The sequence below is a fragment of the Verrucosispora sp. WMMC514 genome (assembly GCF_027497295.1).
Classification (GTDB): domain Bacteria; phylum Actinomycetota; class Actinomycetes; order Mycobacteriales; family Micromonosporaceae; genus Micromonospora; species Micromonospora palythoicola.
This window is the reverse complement of sequence record NZ_CP114906.1, coordinates 4,999,344-5,010,392: the sequence shown is the minus strand read 5'-3', so window position 1 is coordinate 5,010,392 and position 11,049 is coordinate 4,999,344. Positions and strand designations below refer to the sequence as shown.

General features: G+C 68.5%; 11 protein-coding genes. All 11 read right to left on the bottom strand.

Features of this window, described 5'->3' with window-relative positions; translation table 11 throughout:
* Window positions 1–8: 8 nt before the first annotated feature.
* Complete coding sequence (locus tag O7597_RS23280) at window positions 9–1,031, bottom strand: alcohol dehydrogenase catalytic domain-containing protein (RefSeq protein ID WP_269740878.1); 1,023 nt, start codon at window positions 1,029–1,031, stop codon at window positions 9–11.
* Complete coding sequence (locus O7597_RS23275) at window positions 1,028–1,870, bottom strand: SDR family NAD(P)-dependent oxidoreductase (RefSeq protein ID WP_281580696.1); 843 nt, start codon at window positions 1,868–1,870, stop codon at window positions 1,028–1,030. The genes O7597_RS23280 and O7597_RS23275 overlap by 4 nt, the downstream gene beginning before the upstream one ends.
* The gene (locus O7597_RS23270) at window positions 1,867–2,406 is read right to left on the bottom strand and encodes a hypothetical protein (RefSeq protein ID WP_281580695.1); all 540 of its coding nucleotides are present in this window, start codon (window positions 2,404–2,406) and stop codon (window positions 1,867–1,869) included. Before O7597_RS23270 ends, O7597_RS23275 begins: the two co-directional genes overlap by 4 nt.
* Window positions 2,407–2,544: 138 nt before the next feature.
* Window positions 2,545–4,173 (bottom strand): long-chain-fatty-acid--CoA ligase, encoded by a 1,629-nt coding sequence (locus O7597_RS23265; RefSeq protein ID WP_281580694.1) that lies wholly within the window; start codon window positions 4,171–4,173, stop codon window positions 2,545–2,547.
* The gene (locus O7597_RS23260) at window positions 4,139–5,185 is read right to left on the bottom strand and encodes a branched-chain amino acid ABC transporter permease (RefSeq protein ID WP_281580693.1); all 1,047 of its coding nucleotides are present in this window, start codon (window positions 5,183–5,185) and stop codon (window positions 4,139–4,141) included. Before O7597_RS23260 ends, O7597_RS23265 begins: the two co-directional genes overlap by 35 nt.
* Window positions 5,182–6,105 (bottom strand): branched-chain amino acid ABC transporter permease, encoded by a 924-nt coding sequence (locus O7597_RS23255; protein WP_281562272.1) that lies wholly within the window; start codon window positions 6,103–6,105, stop codon window positions 5,182–5,184. The genes O7597_RS23260 and O7597_RS23255 overlap by 4 nt, the downstream gene beginning before the upstream one ends.
* Window positions 6,065–6,772, bottom strand: coding sequence for an ABC transporter ATP-binding protein (locus tag O7597_RS23250; protein WP_269740872.1), 708 nt, complete (start codon window positions 6,770–6,772; stop codon window positions 6,065–6,067). The genes O7597_RS23255 and O7597_RS23250 overlap by 41 nt, the downstream gene beginning before the upstream one ends.
* Window positions 6,769–7,602 (bottom strand): ABC transporter ATP-binding protein, encoded by an 834-nt coding sequence (locus tag O7597_RS23245; protein ID WP_281580692.1) that lies wholly within the window; start codon window positions 7,600–7,602, stop codon window positions 6,769–6,771. Before O7597_RS23245 ends, O7597_RS23250 begins: the two co-directional genes overlap by 4 nt.
* A 99-nt stretch (window positions 7,603–7,701) precedes the next feature.
* On the bottom strand, window positions 7,702–9,048 hold the full coding sequence (locus O7597_RS23240) for an ABC transporter substrate-binding protein (protein WP_269740870.1): 1,347 nt from the start codon (window positions 9,046–9,048) through the stop codon (window positions 7,702–7,704).
* A gap of 19 nt (window positions 9,049–9,067) precedes the next feature.
* Window positions 9,068–9,508, bottom strand: coding sequence for a nuclear transport factor 2 family protein (locus O7597_RS23235; protein ID WP_269740869.1), 441 nt, complete (start codon window positions 9,506–9,508; stop codon window positions 9,068–9,070).
* Window positions 9,509–9,735: 227 nt separating this feature from the next.
* Window positions 9,736–11,049, bottom strand: coding sequence for a dihydrolipoamide acetyltransferase family protein (locus O7597_RS23230; RefSeq protein WP_281580691.1), 1,314 nt, complete (start codon window positions 11,047–11,049; stop codon window positions 9,736–9,738).

The window sequence follows — 11,049 nt, the reverse complement described above, 5'->3', positions numbered from 1 at the left end:
GTTGCCTCCTACGCCGCGCAGGGCTGCGGCTGTTCGGCTGGCTCGGTGGTGGGCACCACGAGCACCTTGACGGCTGTCTCGTCGGTGGCACTGGCGCGGATGGCGGCTCCGGTCTCGTCGAGCGGGAACCGATGCGACACCGCCGCGCGCATCGACACGCGCCCGTCGACGATCAGGCTGATCGCGCGGTGGAAGTCGCGATCCAGGTAGGCGAACGCACCGCGCAGATCGGCGTGTGCCGCCTCAACCGGAATGGGCCGGTCGGACAGGCCGAGCAGTACCAGCGGTGCCCGCTCGGCCGCACGCGCCGCGGTGGCCAGCCCGCCCGATGCACCGGACGCCTCGAAGACCGCGTCGTGACGGCCGGTGGCCACCTCGTCCGCGGTAACGGTCCTCGCGCCGAGCACCTCGGCCGCCGCGCGCCGGACCGGCCGCGGCTCGACAACGTCGACGCGCACGCCACCGGCGATGAGCGCGCCGATCACGCACAGTCCGACGGATCCGGCACCGACCACCAGCGCCTGATCGCCGGCGGACGCCGCGGAGAGCGTGATCGCGCGGATCGCGACCGCCAGAGGCTCCGCCCAGAGCAGGTCCTCCGGATCGACGTGCTCGGGCACCGGCACGACGTCGCGGCCGATGACGGCGTCCGGTACGAGCACCTCCTCGGCGAAGCCGCCAGCCAGTCCGTAGGCGAGGCTGCGGGCCGCGCTGCGGCCGCACAGGTGTGCGTCACCTCGTGCGCAGTACCAGCATCTGCCGCAGGTCCGCAGGGGACGAACCGCGACGAGGGTCCCGGGCCCCAACTCGACCTCGGCGCCGACGGCGATCACCCGCCCGGCCATCTCGTGACCCATGACCTGGCCCGGTTTCACATAGTGACCGTGCAGGTAGCTCCCGACGTCGGAGCCGCAGACCCCGCACGCCGTCACCCGGAGCAGCACGTCCCGCGGGCCGAGTTCGGCCCGTTGCACCTCGACGATCTCCACCGCGCCTGCGGCACGGAACACCGCCTGCCGATACCCGCTCAATGCATCTCCTGACCGCCGGTCACGTTGATCGACTCTCCCGTTACGTAGGCCGCCCGTGGCGAGGCGAGGAACCGCACCATGTCGGCGATGTCGCCCGGCACCGCGAAGCGTCCGAGCGGGATCTGCCGGAGCAGTTTGGTCTTGTAGCGCTCGGGATCGATCCCGAACCGCTTGGGGTAGGTCTCGAACACGCCTCCCTTGACGTCGAGCAGCGGCGTGAGCACGGTGCCCGGGCAGACCGCGTTGACGGTGACACCGTGCGACCCCAACTCGTGAGCAAGGCTCTGGGTGAACCCGAGGACGGCGAACTTCGCGGCCGTGTAGGCGGCCATCGAGGGTTGGCCGGTCTTGCCCGCCTGGGAGGCCATGTTGATGATCCGGCCGCCGCGGCCCTGCCGGACGAGGATGCGCGCCGCGGCCCGGCTGCACAGGAAGGTGCCCGTGGCCATCACGTCGAGGTTGAGTCGCCAGTCGGCCTCGCTGAGATCGACCACGTCGGTGAGACCGACCGCGAGACCCGCGTTGTTCACGGCCACGTCGAGTCGCCCGAACGTGTCGACGGCGGCGGCGAACAACGCGTCGACCTCCGCCGCGCGCCGGACGTCACAGGGCACGGCTAGGACGTCGCCACCGGTCGTCTGCGCGAGTCCGCTGGCCGTGCGGTCGAGCATCGTCGCGGTGGCGGACTCGTAGTCGGGGTGTGAGCTCATCGGTGTGGCGAGGTCCGACACGATCACCCGGTAGCCGTCGGCCAGCAATCCGGCTGCGATCTCCTGGCCGATTCCACCCGGCCGGCCGGCACCGGTGACGACGGCTACCGGCGCCTCGTCCCTACTCATGACGCATCCCTTCCGATCAGGCCGGCGGCGAGTAGTTCCCACGCGCTCATCAGGTCCCGGCGCTGCAGCAGCCGAATCTCCCGCTGCACGATCGTCGTCGGCGTGGGCATGGTCCGGGCGATGCCTGGCACACCGGCGGCACCGCCACGGCGTACCGTGGCAGCGGCCCACGCGAGATCCCCGTCGAGATCGATGACCACGTCCGCGCGTCCCGGCCGTCCGCGGGCGATCCACTCGTCCCGGGACGCCTCGCCCGGCAGGACATCCGCCACGACGGTACGTACGAGGTCGCACACGGCGGCGGCGCGCCGGCGGTCCTGGGTGCGTACCTGCACCGCGCCGAGCGGCATTCCGCTGACGAGCACCATGTCCACGACGCTGATGGCGTCGAGCAGCAGCGGCGCCGACGCGACCGGTGGCCCGTTGCGGTCGGTGCGCGCGGTGGTCGTCGAGGTGCAGTGGGCCGGATCGCCGACCCGACATCGGGGGCACGCTCCGCACTGGGCGGAGCTGAGGGTGGCACCCTCAGCGCTCATCTGCACACGGTACGGGCCGAGCTTCTCAGTGCTCATCATCTTCTCCCAACCGACTGGTCGGTCGACCGTACTGGCCAAGCCCATTCACGGTCAATGACTAAACCCACTGTCGCTGCCCTTCTGAGCTGCTACCGGATGCTACTCGACTGGCCAGTCGGTAAGCTTGGGGGTGACGAGCCTCCGCAACTCCTTCTTGAGCAGCTTCCCGGAGGCGTTGCGGGGCAGCGTCGGCACGACCTCGATCTCGTCAGGACACTTGAAGCTCGCGAGCCTTGCCCGGCAGAAGGCGCGGATGTCGTTCAGATCGGGCGTCGCCGCGCTCGGCACCAACACGAGGTAAGCCTTGGGCCGCTCACCCCAACGCTGGCTCGGGACCCCGATCACGGCCACCTCCGCCACGGCAGGGTGGTCGAGCAGGACGCTCTCCACCTCCGCGGGGAAGATGTTCTCGCCACCAGAGATGATCATGTCCTTGACGCGGTCGCAGAGATACAGATGGCCGTCAGGCCCGAAGTAGCCCATGTCGCCCGTCCGCAGCCACCCCCCGGGCATCAGCACCGCCGCCGTCTCCTCGGGCCGCCGCCAGTAACCGGCCATGACCTGGGCACTACGCACCCAGACCTCGCCCACCTCACCGACAGGCAACTCGGTGCCGTCGTGCAGTGCGCGGATCGACAGCTCGATGCCTCGGCGCGGACGCCCGCAGGAGCGCAGCAGATCAGGCTCGCCCTCGGCCGGCTCGGGCTGCCCGGCCGCCTCCCGATGCGCCTCCGGTCCCAGCTGGGTCATCGAGCTGCAGCTCTCCGTCATCCCGTAGGCCTGGATGAAGTCCGCATCCAGGACCTCAAGAGCCTCCCGCAGCTGACTACGTGGTATCGGCGAGGCGCCGTACACGATGATCTCCAGCGCCCTGATGTCCAGGCGATCCCGGAGTTGCTGCTCAACGATGGAGGCCATCAGAGCGGGCACCAGGATGACGTGGGTGACGCCGTGCGCGGAGATCGACCGTAGGATCAGATCCGGCCGAGCCTCCTCGAGGAGCACCACGGTGGCACCCCGGGCGACCGAAACAAGGATCCAGCCAAGCCCGCCGATGTGGAAGGCCGGCAGCGGGCACAGCAGGACCGAGCCCGGCATCACCCGCCAGTCCTCGTGCGCGCCGCTGAGCAATGACCACATGTTGCGGTGACTGAGCAGGACCCCCTTGGGTCGTCCGGTGGTGCCGGAGGTGTAGAGCTGCACGCAGGTGTCGTCGAGGTCGGAGTTGCTCCGACCCGCGATCGGCACAGCTTCGCCCACCCACGTGTCGTAGTCGCGCCCGCGCGTCGACGCCATCTCGTTGCCCATGGTCGAGGCCAACAGCACGATCGCGGGACCGTCGCGCGTCGGGTCGACGAGGCCGTCCGCGGACGGCACCTGCGGATCCACGACGACGAGCCTCGCCTCGGCGTCCTCGACGATGGCGCGAAGCTCCGCCGTCGCCAGGCGCCAGTTGAGCACCACCGGCACGGCGCCCAGCACGAGGGCGGCGAAGTAGACCTCGACCAGTTCGACCCGGTTGCGTGCGAGCACGGCCACCCGGTGTCCGGCGGCGATGCCGTCGGCCGCCATGGCGCCGGCGACCTGACGCGTGCGGGTGGCCAGTTGGGCGTACGTGAGGCTGCGTCCCCGCCACTGGACCGCCAGGTGGTCGGGGCGGTGCTCCGCGTTGTCGTCGAGCGCGGTCAGCAGGTCACCCGGACCGCGCGTCAGCCAGGTTGCCGGCATTGCCCATCTCCTCCTCGGCGGATCTCGCCTCGTCCCGTACCTGGACGAGCTTCCCGAGCGCGGTTCGGAACAGCTGAACGAAGCCACCGGGCATCAGGAACATCACGGCGATGATGGCGACGCCGAACACCATTCCGGACAGACCCTGGTTGACATCCGCGGCGTACTGCGGCAGGAGGTGCACGATCGCCGCGCCGAAAAGCGCACCCCAGACCGAACCCAGGCCGCCCATGACGACACCCGCGAGTAGGAAGATCGACAGCATCACGCCTACCGACTGTGGCGCGATGAAGCCGATCGCGAGCACGTAGAAGGCACCACCGAGGCCGGCGAGCATACCGCTCGTGCCGAACAGGGCGGTCTTCCAGCGGGCGGTGTCGACGCCCTGACTGCGCGCGACGATCTCGTTCTGTTTGATGACGGCCAGGGCCAGCCCGCTGTAACCGCTGGTGATCCGCGATACCAGCCAGGTCACCAGCAGCATCGCCGCCAGGACGATGTAGTAGACGCTCGCGTCCTTGCCCAGTGGGCTGTCACGCAGCCAGTCAGGAGTCGGCACGATGACACCTTGAACCCCGCCGGTCAGCCCCTCGAAGCGCCGCAGCAGCGGCCCGGTCGACAACGCCAACGCCAGGGTGGCCAGCGCGAGGTACAGACCCCGCAGCCGCAGTGCAGGAAAGCCGAGCAGTAGGCCGGCCCCGCCCGAGAACAGGGCGACCGGAATGAGCGTCGCGAAGAAGTTCCAGCCGTGGTCGGCCATGAGTACCGCACTGGTGTAACCACCCACGGCGATGAAGAAGCTGTGTCCGAGCGAGACCTGCCCGCCGTAGCCGACCAGGAGGTTGAGCCCCAGCACGCCGATCGCCAGGGCGAGGATCAGGCTGACCTGGAACACGCTGAACGCCGTCATGAAGAACGGAATCGCCAGCGCGACCAGGAGCACGACGCTGACCGCCGCGCGGGTGACATGGCGCGCCCGACGTGGACTGACGACGATCGGAAAGGCGCTCATACCCGCGCCACCTCCTTCGAACCGAGGAGTCCGGCCGGGCGCACCAGCAGGACGGCCAGGATGATGGCCAGGGCGAACACGATCGTGAGATCGGAGCCGATCCACGGGATGTAGGTGGCGGCGAGATTCTGGCCGACACCCACCAGCAGCCCGGCGATCACCGCGCCGATCGGACTGTCCCAGCCGCCCAGGGTTGCGGCGGCGAAGGAGTAGATGAGCACGCCGAACATCATGTGGGGTTCGAGGAAGAGCTTCGGAGCGATCAGAATCCCGGACATCGCCCCCATTCCCGCAGCCAACGCCCAGCCGAGACTGAGCACCGCGCCGATCGGGATGCCCACCAGCTGGCTGGAGGTGCCGTTGTCCACCACCGCGCGCATGGCCAGGCCCACCTTGCTGCGTTGAAACAGCAGAAAGAGCAGGAATGTTGCCGCGAGCACGATCGCCAGCGTCCCGAGGGTGGCGATCGAGGTCCGTACCGGCCCGATGTCGAGGGTTCCATCCGGGAGCAGGCTGGGGAACGGCCGGATCGTGTACGACCAGATCCAGCCCGCCAGGCTGTTGAATATCAGGAACAGGCCGAGTGTGACGATGATGATGGTCAGCTCGTCGCGCTTGCGGAACGGGCGGATCAGCACGCGCTCGATCCCGGCGCCGGCCGCCATCGACAGCACGACCGTGATCAGAAAGGCGAGCCAGATGTTCAGCCCGATCGCGGTCAGTTGCCAGGCGACGAAGGTGGAGAACATCGCCATCTCACCCTGGGCGAGGTTGATCACGCCGGTGGAGCGGAAAACGAGCACGAGCGCGACGGCCAGCGACGCGTAGATTGCTCCGTTGCCGATCCCGGACACTATCTGCTCTGCCAGTTGCTCCATGTCAGTACCCCAGGTAGGCGCGGCGGAGGTGCGCGTCGCCACGCAGCTCGTCGGATGTGGCGGCGGCGACGACCCGCCCGGTCTCCAGCACGTACGCATGGTCGACGAAGGCGAGGGCCAGCTCGGCGTTCTGCTCCACGACCAGAATCCCGACGCCCGAATCGCCGTGGATCTCCCGGAGGATGGCGAACACATCCGCGGTCACCCTGGGGGCGAGGCCGAGCGACGGTTCGTCGAGCAGCAGCAGCCTCGGCCGCAGCATGAGCGCTCGGCCGATGGCGAGCATCTGCTGCTCCCCACCGCTGAGCGCGGCTGCCTTCTGCCGCCGCCGCTCCCGCAGCACCGGGAAGTAGCCGTACACCTTGTCGATGTCCTCGGCCACCTCGCCGTCCTTGCGGGTGAAGGCGCCGACCGTCAGGTTCTCCTCGACCGTCAGCTGGCCGAACGTGCCCCGGCCCTCCGGCACGTGCGCCACGCCACGGGACACGATCTCCTGCGGTCGGCGACCTCGAATCTCCTCGCCGTTGAAGCGGATCGAGCCGGTGACGTCGATCAGTCCGCTGATCGCCCGGAGCAGAGTGGACTTCCCGGCCCCGTTCGCGCCGAGTACGGCGACCCGACCGGCGGGAGCGATACGGACATTGAGGTCCCGCACGGCGTTGCGCCCCCCGTATCCGGCCGTCACGTCGCTGAGTTCGAGCAGAGTCATGACGTACCCCCGTCCCGGGCCGACGACTCGCCGAGGTAGGCCGACACGACGGCGTCGTCGCTACGAATCTCGGCCGGTGTCCCCTGCGCGAGCACCTGTCCGAAGTTCAGTACGACGATGTGGTCCGACAGATCCATCACCATGCGCATGTTGTGCTCGACCAGCAGGATGGTGAGCCGGTAGGTCCGCCGCAGCGTTCGGATGAGGTCGGACAACTCGTCGACCTCGGCCGCGGACAGACCGTTCGCCGGTTCGTCGAGCATCAGCAGCGACGGCTCGGCGGCGATGGCACGAGCCAGCTCGATCCGCTTGAGTGTGCCGAACGGCAGGGCGTCCGGGCGCAGCGAGGCAACCTGGGCGAGCCCGAGGTCGCGGAGCACGATCTCGGTACGCTCCCGCGCCTCACGTTCACGCCGGGCGGTACGAGTGAACCCGATCCCGGCGCTGATCACGCCGTGTCGGCTGCGGGCGTTGGCGCCGAGCAGCACGTTCCCGCGCACGTCGAGCGCGGGAACCAGTCCCAGATTCTGGAACGTACGGGCGACGCCGAGCTGCGCGATCTGGTGTGCCGGCCGGGTCAGCAGATCGACGCCGTCGAACCGGACCGATCCGGTGTCGGCGCGATAGGCCCGCGTGATGACGTTGAACAGGGTCGTCTTGCCGGCACCGTTCGGTCCGATGAGCCCGACAACCTGGTCGCGGCCCACGGTGAAGCTGACGTCGTGCAGTGCACGCAAGCCGCCGAAACGGATACCGACGTCGCAGACCTCTAGCAGGGTGTTCTTCCCCGCCTCGGGCTCGCTTCGTCGGGCGAGCAGCTGGTCGGTCATGTCTCTCCTTCGCCGTCGTGGTTGCGACCGGAAACAGGTTCGGGCGGTGCGGCCACCGGCTACCGGTGCGGCGCCCTGCGGCGCCACACCGGTCCCGGTCTACTGACCGGAAAGCTGTTCGACGGTGAGTTTCGGCGTGCGGCCCTGCAGATTGAGAGGCCCGCCGAGAGAGACCCACTTCTCCCCCTCGAACCTCATGAGTTGCAGGGATTCAACGGGAAATCGGTGGTCGGGAGTGGTGTTGATGCTGCTGCCCGGGATCAGCATCGGGTGCTGGATGTTGGACATGCTCAGGGCGGCGTCCATCAGCCCCTGGCGGGTGGGCTCCTCCATCAGTTTCAGCGCCTCCACCAGGGCGTAGAAGTGCATGAAACCGTGCACCGGCATGTTCTCGCTGAGGTTCTGCACGGATCCGTAGTTGGTCAGGATGTCCTTGTACTCGCGCATCCCCTCGTCGGCCTCCCACTGCGGATCGGCAGGGTCCTTGAAGTAGAGCGCAGTGATGACACCTTGGGCCTTGTCGAAGCCGGCCGGTTCGATCGTCGCCGAGATCGACGCGGATGGGCTGGGCAGCAGGGTGGTCTGCGGATCCCAGCTCGACTGGGCAAGGTTGACCAGTGCCTGTGCCGCGAACTTCGGCGTGGTGATCAGGTTGGCGACGGTGGCGTTGCTGGCGGCGAGGCGGGCCATCTGGGAGTCGACGCTCGCGTCGGCCGTCTCGTACGACTCCTTCGCCACGATCTTGATGTTCGAGTCGGACTGCTCGACAGCCCACTCGAATCCGGCGAGGAAGTCCTTGCCGTAGTCGTCGTTCTGGTACAGGATCGCCACGGTGGCGTCGGGGTCCGCCTGCTCAAGGTGCTGCACGAGGGCGGTCGACTCCAGCGAGTAGGCCGGCTGGAAGCCGACCGTCCACGGCCAGACGTCGGGTTGGGCTCCCCACTTCGTCGCACCGGTGGCGGCGAACAGGTGCGGCACCTCGGCGTTGTTCAGGTACTCCACGATCGCCGAGTTCGGCGGCGTGCCCACCACACCATTGATCGCAAAGACGTTGTCCGACTCCACGAGTCTGCGGACCTGCTCAAGTGACTTGCCGGGGTCGTACTGATCGTCGCGTGCCTCGACGACCAGTTTGCGGGTCTTGCCGTCGGCGCTCTGGATGCCGCCCTGGACCTCGTTGACGTACCTGACGTACGCCTCCGCGCCCTTGTACTGATCACCGTAGGCGGAGACGGGGCCGGAAAACGGGTAGGTGACGCCGATCTTGATTTCGGTGTCGGTGATACCGGGATCGGGGTAGGCCGACCCCGAGTCGCCGTTACCGCCGCTGACCGCCGAACCGGAGCAGGCGCTGAGCAACAAGGCGGCTGCGAGAGTGGCCGCGCCGGCCAGCCTGATCCGGACCGATCCACGCCGGTAGCGGCGGTGTTCCGTGAAGCGGGTCATCGTCTTCCTCCAGGTTAGGTCAACGTGCGGCGGCGGAGGTCGGGAGGGGGAACTGCATCTGCTTGAACGCGAAGTCGTACAGGTCGAAGAAGTCCTCAAGCTTGACGATCTTGTCGCCGTCGAAGGTGGCGATGCTGACGACATCGAGGAGGTAGCTGCGGCCGCTCGGGGCGAGCTGGCGGCGTGGGCTGACCCGGAATACCCCCGAGTGCGTCGCCCGCGCCTCGAACCGCATGACAACGGTGTCGCCCTCGGCCACGAACGGCTTGTACGTGAGGTTCTCGTCGGGGAATGCCTCGGTCAGGGTGAGCATGTACGAACGGATGGCGTCCTTGCCCCTGATCACGCGGCCGGGGCAGGTGTAGACGGCGTCGTCGCTGAAGTAGGAGAGGTAGCCTTCCAGGTCGTGTGCGTTCCAGGCGTCACACTGTGCGGTGGCCAGGGCCTTGAGGTCTGCCATTGCGGTCCTTCCGCTCGTCCTCGCCGCGCTACGAGTCGACTGACCAGTCGGTGGAACTGTGTCGGATCGTAAATTCGCGGTTTCGGCGTCGTCAACGATCTGTGCGTGATCGACCGTCCTGACCTGGACGATCAGCGGCTGACGTATGACTGTCGCCGCGTGGAGCGTGGTGTCTGCCAGTAGGGGCAGTGACGGGATCCCGGGGCTGCAATCGACCATTCGGTCGGTTAGGGATCAGTCTCGGACTCCAGATTGCGACGCAGGACGCCGGTGAACCGCGCGGCGGTAGCGCCGTCGAGTACCCGATGGTCGAACGCCGAGGTGACGGTGAGCGACGGCCGTACCGCGATGGCACCGTCCACCGCGGTGACCACGTCACGAACGGCACCGGCGAAGACGATGCATGCCTGCGGCAGCGTGACCAGCGGAGTGCCGTGGTCGACGCCGTACATGCCGAGGTTCGAAAGGGTGATCGTGCCGTCGTTGACGTCCGCCAGGCCGAGATCACCAGCCCGGGCCCGCTGCACCAGTTCACGCAGCCGCCTCGCACGACCACTGATCGTGTATTCCTGGGCCGACCGCAGGACCGGAACCTGCAGTCCCGAGGGCGTGTCCACGGCGATGGAGACGTTCACGTCGCCCCACATGACGACGTCGTCCCCCTCGAAACTCGCGTTCGCCTCCGGCACCTCCCCCACGCTGCGCACCAGGGCATCGAGGATCAGGTCGTTGAACCCGATCGGCAGTCCCGTACGCTCGCGCAACCCGTCGCGGCGGCGGCGCAGGGCGGTCGCGTCGACCTGGACACCCTGGCTGAACTGGGGAATCTCCGTCCAACTGCGCGTCACCACGGACGCCATCCGTCGGGCGATCGGAGCCAGCGGCATCCGCTGGCGGATGCGCGGTGCACCCGGGCGGGCAGGGACGCTCGTGGATCGGGGCGGCGCAGCGGCAGGCGACGGCGCAGGGACAGGCGGCGGAGCAGGGACCGGCGACGGGGCAGGGACCGGCGACGCAGACGGCTGCGCCGCGACGGATGCCGGGGCGTGCGACTCCACATCCCGCTCGGTGACCAGACCGTCCGGGCCCGTGCCTGGGACGTCGCTCAGGTCCACCTTCAGACGACGGGCCAGAGCTCGCGTGCGTGGCATCGCCCGGACCGGTCCGGTACGCGGGAGGCTTGTCTGCGGGGCATCGACCGGCGCCGACGGCGAGCCGGCCAGACCGGGCTCACCGGTGGCCGGTGCCGACGCCCGCCCCGCGATGAGATCGTCGACAGCGGCTTCGGCCACGGTGTCCGGATCGGCGGGGTCGGCCGCCACGGCGATCAACGCGCCGACCGGCACCGTGCTGTTCGGTTCCACGAGTATTCGCAGCATTCGACCCGGCAGGCTCGCCTGCACGCTGGCCGTGACCTTCTCGGTCTCCACCTCGTAAAGGTCGTCGCCCGCCTCGAAGCTCTGCCCCGGCTCGACCAGCCACGCGACGAGCAGCCCCTCTTCCATGGTCTGCCCCAGCCGGGGCAGGAACAGCTTGTGCAT